The 17,260-nt window shown below is 48.4% G+C and carries 16 protein-coding genes; 1 reads left to right on the top strand and 15 read right to left on the bottom strand.

Annotated features, from left to right (window positions below; translation table 11 throughout):
• Positions 1-77: 77 nt before the first annotated feature.
• From spoIIE to pth, 14 genes are all read right to left on the bottom strand, one after another.
• Positions 78-2,585, bottom strand: a complete 2,508-nt coding sequence (gene spoIIE / locus NSS94_RS00265; protein WP_080710745.1) for a stage II sporulation protein E — start codon at positions 2,583-2,585, stop codon at positions 78-80.
• Between the two features lie 506 nt (positions 2,586-3,091).
• On the bottom strand, positions 3,092-3,616 hold the full coding sequence (locus NSS94_RS00260) for a S1 domain-containing RNA-binding protein (RefSeq protein ID WP_014279051.1): 525 nt from the start codon (positions 3,614-3,616) through the stop codon (positions 3,092-3,094).
• A 123-nt stretch (positions 3,617-3,739) separates the two neighbouring features.
• On the bottom strand, positions 3,740-4,069 hold the full coding sequence (locus NSS94_RS00255) for an FtsB family cell division protein (RefSeq protein WP_029514621.1): 330 nt from the start codon (positions 4,067-4,069) through the stop codon (positions 3,740-3,742).
• A 4-nt stretch (positions 4,070-4,073) separates the two neighbouring features.
• Positions 4,074-4,652 carry a spore cortex biosynthesis protein YabQ gene (gene yabQ / locus NSS94_RS00250; protein WP_029514620.1) on the bottom strand — a complete coding sequence of 193 codons (579 nt, stop codon included), beginning with the start codon at positions 4,650-4,652 and terminating at the stop codon, positions 4,074-4,076.
• Entirely contained in the window at positions 4,649-4,933 is a 285-nt protein-coding gene (gene yabP, locus NSS94_RS00245) for a sporulation protein YabP (protein ID WP_025721693.1), read from the bottom strand. Before yabP ends, yabQ begins: the two co-directional genes overlap by 4 nt.
• Before the next feature lie 178 nt (positions 4,934-5,111).
• Positions 5,112-5,390, bottom strand: a complete 279-nt coding sequence (locus NSS94_RS00240; RefSeq protein WP_016818913.1) for an RNA-binding S4 domain-containing protein — start codon at positions 5,388-5,390, stop codon at positions 5,112-5,114.
• Positions 5,390-5,662 (bottom strand): HU family DNA-binding protein, encoded by a 273-nt coding sequence (locus NSS94_RS00235; RefSeq protein WP_007428028.1) that lies wholly within the window; start codon positions 5,660-5,662, stop codon positions 5,390-5,392. Before NSS94_RS00235 ends, NSS94_RS00240 begins: the two co-directional genes overlap by 1 nt.
• Before the next feature lie 333 nt (positions 5,663-5,995).
• Entirely contained in the window at positions 5,996-7,495 is a 1,500-nt protein-coding gene (gene mazG / locus NSS94_RS00230) for a nucleoside triphosphate pyrophosphohydrolase (RefSeq protein ID WP_340931145.1), read from the bottom strand.
• Positions 7,496-7,651: 156 nt separating this feature from the next.
• Complete coding sequence (locus NSS94_RS00225; RefSeq protein WP_341038270.1) at positions 7,652-9,310, bottom strand: putative polysaccharide biosynthesis protein; 1,659 nt, start codon at positions 9,308-9,310, stop codon at positions 7,652-7,654.
• A 141-nt stretch (positions 9,311-9,451) separates the two neighbouring features.
• Positions 9,452-9,994 carry a stage V sporulation protein T gene (gene spoVT / locus NSS94_RS00220; protein WP_029519371.1) on the bottom strand — a complete coding sequence of 181 codons (543 nt, stop codon included), beginning with the start codon at positions 9,992-9,994 and terminating at the stop codon, positions 9,452-9,454.
• 167 nt (positions 9,995-10,161) lie between these two features.
• Positions 10,162-11,280 (bottom strand): peptidylprolyl isomerase, encoded by a 1,119-nt coding sequence (locus NSS94_RS00215; RefSeq protein ID WP_209950314.1) that lies wholly within the window; start codon positions 11,278-11,280, stop codon positions 10,162-10,164.
• Positions 11,264-14,791 carry a transcription-repair coupling factor gene (mfd, locus tag NSS94_RS00210; protein ID WP_029519373.1) on the bottom strand — a complete coding sequence of 1,176 codons (3,528 nt, stop codon included), beginning with the start codon at positions 14,789-14,791 and terminating at the stop codon, positions 11,264-11,266. The genes NSS94_RS00215 and mfd overlap by 17 nt, the downstream gene beginning before the upstream one ends.
• A 134-nt stretch (positions 14,792-14,925) precedes the next feature.
• Positions 14,926-15,156: an anti-sigma-F factor Fin family protein gene (locus NSS94_RS00205; RefSeq protein ID WP_007428020.1), complete on the bottom strand. Its 231-nt coding sequence runs from the start codon at positions 15,154-15,156 to the stop codon at positions 14,926-14,928.
• Between the two features lie 86 nt (positions 15,157-15,242).
• Positions 15,243-15,803 (bottom strand): aminoacyl-tRNA hydrolase, encoded by a 561-nt coding sequence (pth, locus tag NSS94_RS00200; RefSeq protein ID WP_341038269.1) that lies wholly within the window; start codon positions 15,801-15,803, stop codon positions 15,243-15,245.
• Positions 15,804-15,999: 196 nt separating this feature from the next.
• Here pth and NSS94_RS00195 point away from each other — a divergent pair, with 196 nt between their 5' ends.
• A complete protein-coding gene (locus tag NSS94_RS00195; RefSeq protein ID WP_029519375.1) occupies positions 16,000-16,200 on the top strand; it encodes a hypothetical protein in 201 nt (66 codons plus the stop codon).
• 67 nt (positions 16,201-16,267) lie between these two features.
• On the opposite strand, the gene NSS94_RS00190 is transcribed toward NSS94_RS00195, so the two are convergent.
• Complete coding sequence (locus NSS94_RS00190) at positions 16,268-17,221, bottom strand: ribose-phosphate diphosphokinase (protein WP_013308125.1); 954 nt, start codon at positions 17,219-17,221, stop codon at positions 16,268-16,270.
• Between the last annotated feature and the right edge of the window lie 39 nt (positions 17,222-17,260).

The raw sequence follows: 17,260 nt of genomic DNA, 5'->3' as shown, positions 1-17,260 counted from the left end.
TGCCTAATCCGGAACGATTCAAACGAAGGATGCGGATTTTTAAAAAACGAATAAGGAATTTCCCGGGCAATGTCGGATTAGCTCACCGTCCGTGGACGTTCCAACCACCTCATGCCAGGTACATGGAGAGTTGCCCATTCTGGGCGGAAGTGATCTATTTTACTAACGACTACTGTCATATCGTCATAGATTTGATTTTGTTGGTATCGAATAACCCGTTCTAGCAAACAGTCGGCCAACTGCTGAGGATCTTCGCTTTCAATTTCCTGAATCATGCGTTTCATCCATATTTCCTTATTAACCGCGTAACCCGGTGAGTCGTATATACCGTCTGTAATCATAATGAGAATATCACCCGGCTGGAGCTGCAGGGATACCAAATCAATTTCAATATCCTGTATAATGCCAATCGGCAAATTGCTGGCAGATACGGGAATGACCTCCTCTCCTCTTTTAATAAAGCTTGGCGTAGACCCAATTTTCATAAAGGTTGTCTGGGCCGTATACTGATCAATCAGCGCCATATCGACCGTAGCATACATTTCCTCAGGTGATCGCAGCATCAGGACAGAGTTAACCGACTTGATCGCCAATTTTTCGTCCATACCCGATTGCAGTAATTCCTCTAAAATGTTAAGTGCTGCACTGCTCTCTTGCTGCGCGCGCTCTCCGTTCCCCATACCATCGCTTAACGAGACTGCAAAAGTCCCGTTCCCTAGCTCCATCATGCTGTAGCTGTCTCCTGAGAAAAAATCGCCTCCTTTGGCGGCGCTAGCTACCCCTGTAGCAATCTCATACGTTTTAGCAGAGCCGAACATGACTGTAGCTAAGCCTTGGCGGCGATCTGCCTCCGTTTCGCGCATCACAGCTATATGCTCGTCCAGTATGTCCGACAGCAGTGGAGCAATGATTTTCCGACATTCATCAAATCCCCTTGTATAGGCATGGACAATCTCTATTTCTACCTGACCTGCATCCAGGTTAATAATCTCAATAGATTGGATGGACAATCCCAGTCTATCAAGAGCCTCTCGTATTTGCTCCTCCTGCCGATGCATGGTCTGCCCTTCCCGCTGAATTTCTCGCGCTAAATCCTCCATAATTTGTGATACACCCGATAGCTGGTCAGCAACAAGCTGACGACTATCGTATACTTGGCGCTTCCATTGCATATTATGTTGGTAGAGGCTATACTGCTGCTTCATCACTTGCAGGACAGCGCCCGTTTTAGCACATGCCTTGCTCCATTGCGGGGGAATCTGTTCCGGCTCCAAATCCGGGTTATCCTCAATGGCGCTCATCATTTCAGTCATATACTGATGGGTTTGCATGAACTTGCCGTCCCAGCACTGCTCACACTTGAAGCAGGAGGCACATGTCCCTTCCGCCACCGCATTCATAAAGTGTTCGATTTCACCATCCGACTTCGCGCCCTCACTTGCAGATATCTGGTGAAAGCTGCGGGATAGCTGACTGAATACACGGGAAAACTTCGTTACTCGCTCTGCGGTAAGATCGCGGACCCTTTTGGCATATTCATGCTGAGATTTAGCATGGTCCTGCGTACCGGGAACATAGGTAGAAACCGCTTTAAAGAAACTTTTTGGGGTCATTAAAAATAATAGAATCGCCGCACAGCTCTCCCAGGTTGATGTCAGCACGTCTCCGGTCCCATCCAAATAGATCGTCAGAATGGAGGAGCCTAGCAGCATCCCAAGCGCAACAGCACCCTTTTTCCCTTCACGCAGCATCCCTGCCAGCAAACCTGCAAAAGCGAGTAAACTCATCTGCACAATTGCAGACATATTGGCCAAGCTTAAAATTAAACCGGTAATGACACCGACCGATGCACCCAGCGAAGCACCTCCCACCAAAGCAAACACCAAGACCAAATATCGCGACAATACATGATCGACAGACAATGAATGAACAGTCCATCCTACTGCTCCTGTCATCACAGAGGCTAATAAAATAATAAGACATAAAATTTCCTCATTTTTGAGCTGGCTTGTCTTCTTGCGGTACGTAAACAACGGTATGGCCTGTGTGAATACCAGCGTAAGCATAAAGCTGAGAACCGCATCCGTTCCCACAATGATAAGTTCATACCATGTGAAAGTTGGAGCCATCACGGCGTTAAATAAATTGACCATAAACACAGACAAGAAAACCATAAGCGGAGCATAGGATAGTTCCAGACGATCGAAGGTTCGTAACCCGCGATACAGGAAATAAAATACCAGTAGCTCACCACCAATCATAAATAACGATGGGTAAGGAGCTAACAGGCTGCCTAACACAACGGATACAGCTACAGGCAGCATCAGGTCACGCCGAAGAAACGTAATGACCGCAAAATAAGCGAGGGCAAAAGGAGAAAGCTCGTCCAAAATAGTGGCGCGTCCCAGTAGAACTCCCATAGCCGACAATAGCAGCATCCATCTTTGCGCTGTTACCCATTGCACCACTTTATGTGAATCCAGCCGTTTTCTGAGTCTGGAAGACCAACCTTCCGTACGCTCTTTGGATTTGGACTTTCTAGATTTTAACCCCGGAAAATGTACCACGTTCCATTTCTCCATCATGCGTCAGGCACCCCATTCATCAATTTGATGTTCCCATCTTAAACCGGAACGACTGAGAAAGTTTGTCAGAACCCCACGTCTTATTCCAAGAAATTTCCGACAAAAAAACGTTCTGCGCGAAAGGACAGAGCATCACCTTGAACATCAAGCTACGCCCGTATGGAAGCAGATGGAAGTTGTGTCTCTTAACTCCTTGCTTGACCTCTCTATGTCGTCCATCACTATGACCAAGACTAGCGATTTGCACAGAAGATAGACGGAAAACCGTTGGAGTTTGTCGGACGATTATGTCCTCACGACAAAAAAAACATTCGCTTTCCAGCACGAATGCTTTCCTCGTCTTCATCAAAATTGCGAATCTCATAAAATGCATGTATAACGATAACCGGATTTATCGTCCACACCCATTGCATGTCGCATCTATTGTCGGTAGAACGCAAAAAAACCGTAGCAGTCTTTCGACTGTACGGTTTTCCGTGTATGGTTGATACGGTTGTCAAAGTGAATTAAACACGCTTCGCGCCGCGTCCTCCGCGTTTACCTTCGGTGTTCTTTTTCAGCGACGAAATGCGTTCCTCACTATCTTTCAGGAAGCGTGACATTTTATCCTCAAATGAAGGTTTACCCGGTGCAGGCTTGAAAGAACGGCCTCCACGATCGCGGTTGAAACCACCGCCACCACCACCGCGTCCTTGACTTGGACCTGAACCTCCACCGCCGAAACGGTCGCCTCCGCCTGGTCCTCCCGTACGCTCCGGTCTTGGAGCTCTTGGGGGACGGGCTTCACTTGCCGGCTTGTCAATCGTTTGCTTAATGGAAAGTCCGATTTTGCCATCTTTGTCAACATTAATGACTTTCACCGTCACGACATCATTAATCTTCAGGTGGTCGTTAACATCCTTAACATAGTTATCGGCGATTTCCGAGATGTGAACGAGACCCGTGACACCTCCAGACAAATCCACAAATGCTCCAAAATGCGTGATGCCTGTCACTTTGCCCTCTAACTTGGTGCCCACTTCAATTGCCATAGAATAAAATGATCCTCCCTTAAAATATACAACCGATTTTTTTGCAAAAAAATCCCGCTGTGGTGATTTGATTATACAAAATGGCGGAACCAAGGTCAACTAAGCATTGGCCCGATAATGTTCCTATTTCTGATCTCCGATGATTGGCGTCTCTTCCGGTTTGTAAAGACCGTACTTACTTCTGGCAATCTCGCCAATGTACTCAGGGTCCTTGAGACGATTCACTTCGGTTTGAAGCTGTTGTTCCGTTTGTGTAGCAGCTTGCTTCTGCTTTTCCTTCTGGATGAGCTGTTCATTTCGATCGGCCATAATCATGCCTTGAGAAAAAAAGGTAAAAATTGCCCAACTACCAAAGGCGGCAAGCGATAGCAACCAAATCATGATTCGCCTGCGCCCGCCCGCGTTGGACTTGGACGTAGAAGATGAATGGCGATCTACAGACGAATTACGCATGATACTACCTCCTTCCAAACCATCTTTTCGCTGTGTTTTTCAGTCTGATACCCAGCTTTACGAGCGACTCTGGAGTCCTCCAGCGCGCTTTAAGTGGACCGATCAGCCATAGGATCGGCTTCCAAACCGGCATCAGGATGTATATCAGCATCCTTCCCAGGAACACAATAAGTGCCCATGTCCATCCGACTAGCTTGCGTAACAGCCGATACAGCGCTAACACCGGAAGAACAATCAGGATGCGCAGTATGCTGTTCACGATCAACGTCAGTCTGCGAACTATCTCTAATAACATTACCACAAAACGTTGGGTTGTAACACTAAAGGCCCAAAAATAGAGCCAAACCCCCAAAAGTAGTCCTAAAAAGACATAAAACCGCAGCTCACCGCGATTACTCGCGTATAGCACACGGAAAATAAACAAAGCCGAGGCCACCCAGTACAGCACGTCCAATATATGAACGCTCCAGCGGGCAAAATGAAAGCGGATGGACAGCACCCGGTAGCTGTCAAACACCACTCCCATGGCTATGCCCGACACCAGCATCCACGTTAACGTCAGCCATTGCGTGTAAGGGTTCATTTGAAGATCTTGCCGAATAGGCTTTTTCCGTTTTTAGCCGGGGCCCCGGGCTCCAGGTAGACGAGGGAAGTAATCAGACCTTCAATGGACAACAGTCCCTCTTCTAGGCTGAGGTTTTTGATATGTAAATGTTGTCCGCGAATGGTGAGATGGCCCAGCTCGGTCTGAAGCAAAAATTCTTCACTGTCAAAGCTCTCCACATTGCTGACGCCTGAAATATCGAGTTGCTTGCGGCTTTGCATGCGCAGATCATGGTGCTTTGACTTCCCTTGTTCAATCATGGCATGTACCCCTCCTTCTGTTCTTAGCTTATGAAGGGGGCCGTATGATTTAGAACCGCTTTTGCTGTTAATCAGCATATGGTGGACGAAAACTCGTCATCTAAAGAAAAAAAGCACTCCTTCATAAAATAATGAAGGAATGCTTTCATGTACAGTTGTGAGAAAATCAGATGTCTGCTTACCAGTTTAAACCATTGTCCCTGGCAATAGGCTCTTCCTTTACCAACGTGTACATACTTGCAGCCTCGTCCTTGCGTGTAGTGTCGGCGAGCCGTTCCACTCGCACGGTCACCAGCTTCTGGCCAAACTGGACGGTAATTTCATCGCCTACTTTGACCGCACTGCTCGGCTTGGCTTCGCGTCCGTTCACCAGCACTCTCCCTTGTTCGGAGACGTCCTTGGCTACCGTACGCCGCTTAATCAGCCGCGAGACTTTCAAGAATTTATCAAGACGCATTAGTTAACGGCTTCTTTAAGCTTATTACCGGCTTTAAAAGCAGGAACGGTCGATTCTGGAATTTCAATCGTGTTACCGGTTTGTGGATTGCGGCCTGTACGGCTGGAACGCTTGCGTGTTTCGAAAGTACCAAAGCCGATCAGTTGCACTTTGTCACCGCTAGCGAGTGCATCTGTAATTTCACCAAGAACGCCATTCAATACAGCTTCAACGTCACGTTTGCTCAAACCGCTTTTGCTGGAAATATTGTTGATCAGATCTGTCTTGTTCATAAGATAAAAGCCTCCCAAATGTCAAAAAATAATCATCACGCTGCATGTCCATTGATGGAGCAGACGTGAGGTCCAACTGTGGCCGAAGCCCTTCTGAATGTCACTGTAACACGCTTAACTATAAGCTACAGTTATTTTCAGAATTACTACAAGTTATTCTGGCTTGTCCGTAAAAATCCTGCAATGACAGGCGTTTTTTTATTCGACCCCAGTTAAGCCAACATCCTACTACAAAACTCTGCCCATTGGCAAGTCCTCTCAAACTGGGCCTTCTTTCAACCCTGCATATGTCTCATTTTACTGTTCTGTGCAGCCAAAAGCGAATATGTGGAATCACGCTTTACCAAGGAGCTTTTTCGCTTCCTGCCAGTAAGTCTCCATTTCATCTACGCTGCTTTCTTCGGGACGACGCCCCTGCTCGCGTAATTTCTGCTCAATATACTGGAAACGGTCGACAAATTTGCGATTGGTAGCCGACAATGCCTCTTCCGGGTCTACTCCCATAAACCGGGCTGCATTCACGGCAACAAATAGCACATCGCCTAACTCCAGCAACTGGGCTTCCGCAGCATGCCCTTCACGAACCGCTTCCTTCAGCTCAGCCACTTCTTCGTCCAATTTATCGAATACGCCCTCAATGCTATCCCAGTTAAAGCCCACTTTAGCTGCTTTCTTCTGGAGCTTGTACGATTTCATAAGAGCAGGCAGATCTCGGGGAACCCCGTCCAGTACAGAAGGGTATGCCGCCGTCGTGCCTTTAAGCCGTTTTTCCTCAGCCTTCATCTGCTCCCAGTTTTGCAGCGCTTCTTCCGCATCATTCGCTTGATTGTCACCAAATACATGTGGATGACGGAAAATAAGCTTATCATTCAGCCCCTGGATAACATCATACACATTGAAGGTTCCGACTTCCTCTTCCATTTGGGCATGCAGCAAAATTTGCAACAACAGATCGCCCAGCTCTTCCTTCATATGCTCAGGGTCGTCCTCATCTATCGTTTCGATGACTTCATACGTTTCTTCGATCAGATTTTTGCGAATCGACTGATGTGTCTGTTCACGATCCCAAGGACAGCCTTCCGGGCTGCGCAAAATATCGACAATCTCGTGTAGACGGTCAAAAGAACGCCGTTTCAGCGCTTCATCTTCACTGCGAGGTATGTATACCAAGGATAGGTTCCCGTAGCCCTCTACTCGATCCAGCTCGTACAGCGGTACCTTGTGCACCGTTTCCTCCCCTTCTACCCCAAGGGCGTGACCGACATATACCTCATAATCGTCAGGATACCGCTCCATCAGGCACAGCTTCACATCAGAAGCCGTAAAGGTGTCATACACCTGTCCGATCAGTGTATGCAGCTGAGGCTGGAGCCAGCTGGCATCCAGTGTACCTGCGTCCAACAACTGAAAACCCTCAATCGGATCAAAACCAAGACGCACAAAAGCTTCATCCAGGAAACTTTCGCCGCCCAGAATATTCAGTTCAATCCCTTGCGCAGGACAACGCTCCTTAAGCAACTGCACCGCTGCTTCTGCCACCATAGGGTGGCCGGGAACCGCATAGACGATTTCGCTTCCGTCTGCCGCCTTAGCAGCCGTCGTAATCAATTGGCTGGTAATTTCCTCGTATACCTCTGGGAAAGACTCCTTTGTCTCATATACCTCGTCAAACGACTCAAAAGCCACTTCAAACTCATTTAGCACTTGAACCGCAGGATGCTCCTTGGTCCGCAGATACAGCGCTGAAGCGCCCCGCATTTTGTTCAATATCCCTATCGTAAGCTGATCCGGATCCCCCGAGCCCAAACCTACGACCGTTAATGTTACGCTCATATCCCATCCTCCGTTTCGCAGAAACAAGGCTCATGCTCGAAAAAATACACGGCCTAACCCCGCTTCCGCTTCCTTTGCTTTGGCATTACTATACCACAAAGTGGTATAGGCTCATAAAATGGTTGTCCCGATTCACGCCGTAAGCCGTATGCCTGGCTAAGCCAGTACACGTAGCCTGCGCAGCACGGCTGCCAGCGGGCGTCCGAGCTTGGGCACCGCCACAAGCTCGGCTTCCGTGATCAGCCTCAAGCGTGCGAGGCCGATCACGAACACTGCGGCGCCTGCGGCTACACCCAGCAGGCTCTCCACGGCTGCCGTGGCACGACCTTCGGCAGCCCACCCCAAGACACCCAGCACAGCGCTGGTGCCCCACATCGCTGCCCCGGCCGCACCAGCCAGGGCGATAAGCAGCGCCGCCGGCTTGAGCACGCTGGCGGACCAGCTCGCGCGCAGGCCTACCAAGCGAGCCAGCAGCACGATGTTGATCACTGCCGCCAGCAGATAGGCGACAGCCCCCGCAATGGCGGCTCCAGCCGTGCCTAGCTGCGGCACGAGCAGCCAGTTTAGCAGCGCCTTGGCTGCTGCGGCCGCGAGCATCGCCAGAGCCGGCGCGCGAACTGCGCCAAGCCCTTGCAGCAGCGCAGCCGAGATAATGCTGAGCGTGCCGCCTACGGCGGTTAGCGCCATCCAGCGCATGACCCCGCTGCCGGTGTCGTCCGCATACAGCATCACATTGACGGGCACAGCCAGCACGATCAAGCCTGTCGCAGCGGCCAGTCCCAGTAGCCAAAACCAGCGTAGCGATTGCTCGCACTGGCGACGTGCCAGTTCCGTACCGCCGGTTACCCGGGCCTCAGCCAGCGATGGAATGAATAATGCCGACAGGGTGGTGGCAAACATCATGACTAGCTGTACCAGCGGCAGACCTCGGTTATACACGCCAAAGGCCACCATAACCGCAGTATCGTCCAATCCCTCCTGCTTTAACAAGCGAGGTACAGTAAATGTGTCTACCAGGCTAATTAACGGAACGGCTAGCGCTCCAAGGCAAACAGGCAGGGCATAACGCAGTATCGCCTTTAACAAGGCACCATTGCTTTCCGCTGGGTGTAGCTCTCCAGCTTGTGCTTGCACTGTCGCCATGACCGTCCCTTGCCTTCTAAGCCTCTTCCTGTGATTTCGCCAATATAGCAACATGACGACCAAGCCCGCTGCTCCACCTGCTGCTGAACCAAACACGGCTCCGGCAGCAATCATATCTGCTCCCGCTCCTTGTGACAGCATGAGCAGCAACAGTATAATCATCACGCTTACCCTTATCGCCTGCTCCGTCACTTGGGAAACAGCAGTCGGAAGCATATTTTGCAAACCTTGAAAATATCCTCTCAGTCCCGCCATAACCGGCACGAACAAAAAGGCAAACGCCGCCGCCCTCACCGACGGAATGACGTGAGCATTGTCGATCCATTGACCAATGAGCGGCGCACACGTATACATCAGCACGCCCAGGATTAATCCGAAGACACCCAAGACAAGCGAAGATAACCGAGCAACACGTTGCCCCGCTGCTCGGTTTCCCACTGCCTCAAACTCAGCTACAAATTTGGATATTGCAGCCGGAAATCCAGCAGCTGCAATGGTAATGAACAGCGTATAAAAAGGATAAACCGTATTATAAATGCCAAACACGCCGTCGCCGCCGATATTCTGCAGCGGGATTTTTTGCACTGTGCCGATCAGCTTGCTCGCTACCGCTGCCAGTGTCAAAATGACAGCACCTCGTAGCAGCCGCGAAGCGGCGCGATTTTCCTGCATTCTCCGTCTCCACTCCCACCTGAAATATGCATCTTACCCGAGTCCTATTATACCGCCTCTTCTCACGGAAAGAAAAAAAACCCTGTGCAACGTAGGACGGCTTTCGCCATTCTGTACGTCATACAGGGGTGAAACGGGATGTTACTGTTCCATTTGTTTGCCCAGGAAGCCAGCGGCTGTTTCAGCCATTTTGACCTCCATTTCGGACATTTTTACATTTTCGTCCTTGTTCAACAATACAACGGAACCAATGGGATCACCACCGGAAACAATGGGAGCCGCCACAAAGGACGAGAGTGTTTCTTCGTGGTCTCGCGTTAGCTCATAAGAGCCGCTGGCTGTCTCCAGCACAGTTTTGCGATTATCCATACTACCTTCGATAATGCTACCGATTGGCTTGTCCAGAAACTCTTTTTTAGAGCCTCCAGCCACCGTAATAATGGTGTCCCGATCGGTAATCATTGTAATATGGCCCGTGCTTTCAAACAGGGACTCAGCATATTCTTTGGCGAAATCACCAAGTTCACCAATAGGTGAATACTTTTTCAAAATGACTTCTCCGTCACGATCCACAAAAATCTCAAGCGGATCTCCTTCACGAATTCTCAAGGTGCGGCGAATTTCCTTTGGAATAACTACCCGCCCAAGGTCATCAATACGGCGAACTATACCAGTAGCTTTCATTTCACATGTTGCCCCACTTTCTCAAGAAGAATTTAGTAAACTACTGACGGTATCGAAAGACGCTTCCACTCCCCCAGAAGCGGTCACGAAGAACGTCACGGTCATGGTGTTTATGGTGATATCTGACCATAGTATTCATCTGTTCCCAATTCCTTATGCATGTTCAGTTATTTACCTTCGTTTGTAGCTCCATCTTTGGCTGTTCCTGCCTTGGCATCGCCCGTACCGTTTGTTGTTGCGCCCGGTGTAGTTGTGCTACCGGCACCAGAAGTTGCACCGCTTTTCTCTTGCGTAGCTGGTACCTTCGGCAGATTGATTTTCAAATCAAGTTTCGTCAAATCATTTTCGGTAAAGTTTTGGATACTTTCCCCGGCCAATTTATTTTTCAGGGCAGCCTTTTCGTTGTCTTTCAATTTATCAAACGTTGGCTCATTGCGGGACTCCACTTTGATCACGTGATATCCGTATTCCGTTTCCACCGGCTCACCGATTTTGTTAATCGGTTGGGTCTCAGCGGCCTCTTTAAAGGCAGGTACCCATTGCGCTACGGATGCATTCTCATACAGACCTCCGTTAGACGCAGAACCTGGGTCTTCTGAATATTTCTTGGCAATCGTCGCAAAATCCGCTCCTCCGTCCAGCTTCGCCTTCACTTCTTTCGCCAGCTTGAGGGCATCCTCTTTTTTGCGCTGTTTCTTTGTTTTAGGATCTTGGAAGTTAATCAATACATGACGCACGGTTGCTGTCGTGAATTGATCTTTATTTTTCTCAAATTCCTGTTTTAGCTGATCATCTGTTACTTTGTTAGTTTCGCTGTTGATTACCGTCATTACACGCGTGAAGTAATCTTTCACACCTTGTTCAGTCAGTTTCTTATCACTCAGAAATGTCTTGAACTTATCTTCTCCGACTGACTTTTTATACTGCTCCAGTTGTTCGTTCCCTTCTTTGGCACCCTGCTCCTTGGCTTTGTCGTCCGCTTTAGCCGCCAGAAGCTTGTACACCACTTCCTGCTTTACAATTTGCTCTCGTACCTGATCCGAAGCTAACGCAGCCTCATACTCTGGGTACAGGAATTTCATCATACTGATTTCTTGGTTGAACTCATTTTCGGTAATCGTTCCACCCTTATAGGTCACGACAACCTTGCTGTTGTCCTTCGGTTCATCCTTGACCTTGTTCTCATCCGGTTGCTTCGTACATGCTGCCAGAACCGATATAGCTAGCAGCGCTGCCATTCCCAAGGAGAGCATTCTCCAAGGTTTTCTTTTATTTAGTTGTGGCATTTTGCAGTTCCTCCTTCAATGTGAATGCTTCTTTCAATGCACTCAAAAATTGTTCCAGCAGTTCTAGCAACTGTGGATCATTTAGACCTTTGCCCTTTATGCGTGCGCTCATAGATGTGCCCTGTTCAAATTGTACACGTCTTTCAAAGCGATTGCCAATCTCGGCAAGTTTGGCGGTCTGTACCGCCTGCTGACGCCCTTCATGGAATTTCAACACGATATTGTCATCCCGTTGCACTATGGACTCGATGCCATACATGCGTCCATATACCTTGAGGCGAGCCACGGCTAGCAAATGACGCACAGCCTCTGGCAGATCGCCAAATCGGTCGACCAGTTCATCCTCCAGTTCAGAAGCCTCGTCAAAGGTACTGACCGCTGCAACCTTTTTATAAATCTCAATTTTCTGGATGCTGTCATAAATATAGTCACCCGGCAGGTAAGCATCGACGCCTAAATCAATCGACGTACTCCAATTCCGATTGGACTGATCCTCTTCTCCAAGTACGCTGACTTTACGTTTATTAATTTCCTCAGCCAGCATCTGCGAGTAAAGATCAAAGCCGACGGATGCGATGAATCCATGCTGCTCAGCGCCAAGCAAGTTACCCGCGCCGCGGATGGACAAATCGCGCATTGCAATCTTGAAGCCGGAGCCCAGCTCCGTAAATTCTTTAATCGACTGAAGGCGCTTCTCCGCCACTTCCGTGAGCACCTTATCCCGCTGGTACGTGAAATAAGCATAGGCAATCCGATTGGAACGACCTACACGCCCACGCAGCTGATAAAGCTGGGATAGCCCCATTTTATCGGCATCATGCACAATGAGTGTATTCACATTGGGAATATCCACGCCGGTTTCAATAATGCTGGTGCTGACCAGCACATCATATTCGCCATCCAGGAAATCCAAAATAGTTTTCTCCAGTTCGGTTTCGGACATTTGTCCGTGACCCACGCCCACCTTGGCCTCCGGTACGAGCGCATTGATCTCTGCAGCCATCTCCTGAATGCCCTGCACACGATTATACAGATAGTACACCTGCCCTCCGCGTGCCATCTCGCGTTCAATGGCCTCACGGACTAGAGTCTGGCTATGCTCAACCACATACGTTTGCACTGGAAAACGGTTTTCCGGTGGCGTCTCAATGACTGACAAGTCACGTACACCCAGCATGGACATATGCAACGTACGCGGAATAGGTGTTGCCGTTAACGTCAGCACATCTACGTTCGTTTTCAGCTTCTTCAGCTTTTCCTTGTGGGTTACGCCAAATCGCTGTTCTTCATCGACAATCAGCATTCCCAGGTCCTTAAATACCAGATCCTGCGACAACAGACGATGGGTACCAATGACAATATCGACCGTGCCTTGCCGGACCCCTTTAATCGTTTCATTCTGCTCTTTGCGCGAGCGGAAACGGCTCAATACCTGAATATTGAACGGATACCCTGAAAAACGTTCACGGAACGTCTCATAGTGTTGCTGTGCCAAAATCGTCGTCGGTACCAGCACCGCTACTTGTTTGCCTTCAATAGCAGACTTAAAAGCAGCACGAATCGCAACTTCAGTTTTGCCGTAACCTACATCACCGCATAGCAAACGATCCATCGGGCGGCTCTGCTCCATGTCCTTCTTAATCTCTTCGATGGCCCGAATCTGGTCACGTGTCTCATCATACGGGAACATATCCTCAAACTCTTGTTGCTCCGGTGAATCCTTTTCAAAAGCAAACCCTGGTGCCGACTGTCGTTCTGCATATAGCTTGATCAAGTCATCCGCAATATCCTGAACCGAGCTGCGCACCTTACTTTTAACCCGTGTCCACTCATTGCCACCCAGTTTATAAATCTTGGGTTCCTTGTCCTCTGAGCCAACATATTTCTGAATCAGATCAATTTGTTCAATCGGCACTGACAGCTTATCTCCACCCGCGTAGAGGACATGCATGTAATCCTTATGGATACCGCCAACCTCCAGCGTGCCGATCCCCATGTACTTCCCGATCCCGTGATTTTGGTGTACGACGTAGTCGCCCACCTTCAGCTCGCTATAGCTCTTAATTCGTTCTGCATTGTCCACATGGCGGCCCTGCTTACGAGCTTTCCGCTGCTTCTGAGAAAACATTTCACCCTCGGTAATGACCGCCAGGTGAATAGATGGCATTTCAAAACCGCTTTGCAGATTGCCGATAGCCATCGTCGGCTCATCAATACCATAATCCTCAAGCACTCGGCGCATCCGGTCCAGACGTTCATCTCCACTCGCCAGCATCATAACCTGTGTGCCAGCTTTGCGCCAACGATCCATCTCCGCCTTGAGCACATTCATTTGGCCATGGAAATCCTGCATGCCTCGGCAGATGAAGTTCAAAATATTTTGCGGCTGGGTATGAGGAACCTGACGGAGGAAAATCGACAGGAACAACGTCTGAAATCTCCGGTTGTACAGCAGATTGTCCGCGTCGTCTGACAGTTCTAGCTGCGGTAACGTTTTACCGTTTTGAAGCAAATGCAGATTCCATTCTGACTCATCCCGTTCCAGTTGCTTGGCTGTTTCCAGCATACGCGCCGGTTCGTCAATAATCAGAATCGTATCTTCCGGCATATAATCTGCCAGGGTTTTACGTTCAGGATACAGCAGGGAGATATATTTATAGATTTCGTCAAAATACACATGCTCTCGCAGCAACTCAATTTCACGATGGATCTCTTCTTTCAGATGCTGCTTAGCTTGACGATCCGTCATTTTGCCCAGCTGCTCCTCCAACAAAATAGCAGCGGCATCTGCCGCCTGATCCATACGCTGGTTATTCGCAATAACTTCCTTACACGGCGTTACAGTAACGGCCTGAACCTTTTCCACCGAGCGCTGATCTTGCGGATCAAACTTACGGATCGAATCAATTTCATCGTCAAACAGCTCCACACGATAGCCCCAACGGGTTGTCATTGGATAAAAATCAATAATTCCTCCACGTACGCTCATCTCTCCACGTGATTCCACACGCTCTACACGCTGGTATCCCATCTCGACCATATGTAGCAAAAACGCTTCCAGCTGAATTGTTTCGCCTTCTTTCAGCTCAATACGAGCCTCACGCCATGTTTCCGCCATTGGCAATAAACGTCGAACACCAGAAAACGGCACGACAACAATCCCACGAAAACCCTGGGCGCAGCGTATCAATACATCAATTCGTTGGGATAAGGTCTCTGGACTGGATATGGCTGCTTCAGCAGCTACCAGCTCATTGGCAGGATACAATAAAACCTGATCAGGGGAAAGCGCTTCCTGTAAGTCATCTGCTATTTTTTGAGCGGCAAACATATTGTGCGTCATGACCATTAACGGTCGTCCGGTATCTTCGGCAAGCGCGGCCATCAGTACCTGTCGGGAAGAGCCTGATAAACCTGATATCAGTTGTTCCTTCATCCCTGATGATATGCCTGCTGCAATGGATGCATAATCAGCATCCTTCGTAAAAGCCTGAATAAGTGCTTGTAACAAAAAAGGCACCCCTTTATGCTTATAAATAGTTACATGTAAACCGAAAAAGAAGCCTCAGCAATGCTGCCAAGGCTCCATAAGCGGAATTGCCGCTTCACCTCTCAAGCTGGTACATCGGACCAGTTGAATACCTGTTATTGGAGCGGATTAACGAGCAGACTCAGCTCTGGATTATTCTCCAGTGCCTGACTGCAATGCTCGCAAATGACTTTGACGGTCACTTCACCGCCCGAATTATACGCTATTATATCTCTACGTTCGGCAGGGGTCAAGGAATGGAAGCCTAACCTTTCTTCGGTTATTGCCGCGGAATCAATTCGTCCCAAGAAAGTTCGACAATGTCTGCATACATAATTAACAACCATGTAATGTATATGCCTCCTGAAAGTTTTCTATACCTTTCAGTATGTCCAACAATCTTCCATTTAAGCCCGTCTGCCTACGTCTAAACTTACTTGTTGAATTCAGCCATCGTCCGTTCAAACGGATGACTCAAGCTGTATTCTAAGGCGTTGCACGTGTCCTCGATCATTCCGGCCAGCAATTCTTTTTCCTTCTTTGGAAAGGTACCTAGAACATAATCGACAATAGCATGTCCAGGCTCCGGGCGGGAAATGCCCATGCGAATCCGATTGAAGGACTGCGTGCCGGTATGTTGAATGATCGATTTAATGCCGTTATGGCCGCCTGCGCTACCTTGATAACGCAATCTTATTTTACCGACTTCTGTATCCAGGTCATCGTACACGACAACCAGATCTTCCATATCGGCCTTATAATAGTCCATATAAGCACGTAGAGACTCGCCTGATAGATTCATATAGGTCATTGGCTTAATCAGTACAGTTTTCACGCCACCAATGTGGCCCTCTCCAATCAACCCCTTGCATTTGCTTTGGTTAATCTGGATGTTATGACGCGAGGCAAGAGCATCCAATGCCATAAATCCGACATTATGTCTCGTTTTCTCGTATTGGGGACCGGGGTTACCCAATCCTACAATCCACTTCATAACCTTGACACCCTCTTTCACAGTCTGGATTTTTTGGTAAAATAGTTGTATTGAGGATTTTGCAAAAATCTAATAAGCGACTTTCAATGAACAATATATAGATCGAAATGGTCTAGTTCGTCTATATATTGCACTTTGGAGCGACTGGAATCGAATTTTGCAAAATCCTGTTATGAATAGGAAGGTGCGTGCCGGTATGCTCAATCAAGGTGATATCCTCTTATATGACAGCCATTTTCTATATCATTTAAAACATTCCGTTCCTGTCCAGGTTTATGACGGGAATGTACATATCCAGATTGGCATCGTTGCGCGTTTTAATGAGCATTTCGTCGAAATAGAGGACACACTATACAATCGTCAACGTTTCACATTCATATCTCGTCCAGGCTTTTAGCCTGACATGCTGATAGGGGTTACCTTTTCCACATGGAAAAGGCAACCCCTTTTTAATGAGCCAGCGCTTATTCGATTTCAAACAGTTTGCTGATCGACAATTCTTCATGCACACGGATGATAGCTTCTCCCATTAATGGAGCCACAGACAATACCTTCAGCTTGCTTGTCGGATTCGGGTGAACGATCGGGATCGTATCCGTCACAACCACCTCTTTTAATGGCGAATTCTCCAGTCTTTCCATCGCAGGACCAGACAATACGGCATGTGTACAACACGCATACACATCTTTTACGCCGCCTTCTTTAAGCGCATTTGCACCTAATACAATCGTTCCGGCTGTATCAATGATATCATCAATTAAAATAGCCGTTTTACCCTCAATGTTCCCGATGATGTTCATCACTTCACTGACATTTGGCTCTGGACGACGCTTATCAATAATAGCGAGCGGCGCACTCAGGAAGTCCGCCAGCTTGCGCGCACGAACAACCCCGCCATGATCGGGTGAAACGACAATCGGGTTCTCAATTTGCTTGGAACGGAAATATTGGGCCAGAATTGGTGCTCCCAGCATATGATCCACTGGAATATCAAAGAATCCCTGAATCTGCATCGCATGCAAATCCATACTGATTACGCGGTGAGCCCCCGCCTTTTCAATCAAGTTAGCGACAAGTTTCGCTGTAATCGGATCGCGTGAACGAGCTTTACGATCCTGACGAGCGTAACCGTAATATGGCATAACGACATTGATACTTTTGGCAGAAGCGCGTTTAAGTGCATCAATCATAACCAATAACTCCATCAAGTTGTCGTTAACCGGCAGACAAGTTGACTGCACAATATACACATGGCAGCCGCGTACGCTTTCCGACAGCTTAACCTGGATTTCACCGTCACTAAACGATGTGGTATGGGATTCCCCCATTGGGATGCCGATGTAGTCCGCAATCTGGTGGGCTAACTTCGGATTGGAGTTACAAGTAAATATTTTGAGTTTGGAATCGCAATAAGTCATTAATAGAAACCCTCCGTGCTGGTTCATTCATTACAGATT

The sequence above is a fragment of the Paenibacillus sp. FSL L8-0644 genome, from assembly GCF_038008165.1.
GTDB lineage: Bacteria > Bacillota > Bacilli > Paenibacillales > Paenibacillaceae > Paenibacillus > Paenibacillus polymyxa_D.
This window is presented reverse-complemented; position numbering and strand designations above follow the sequence as displayed.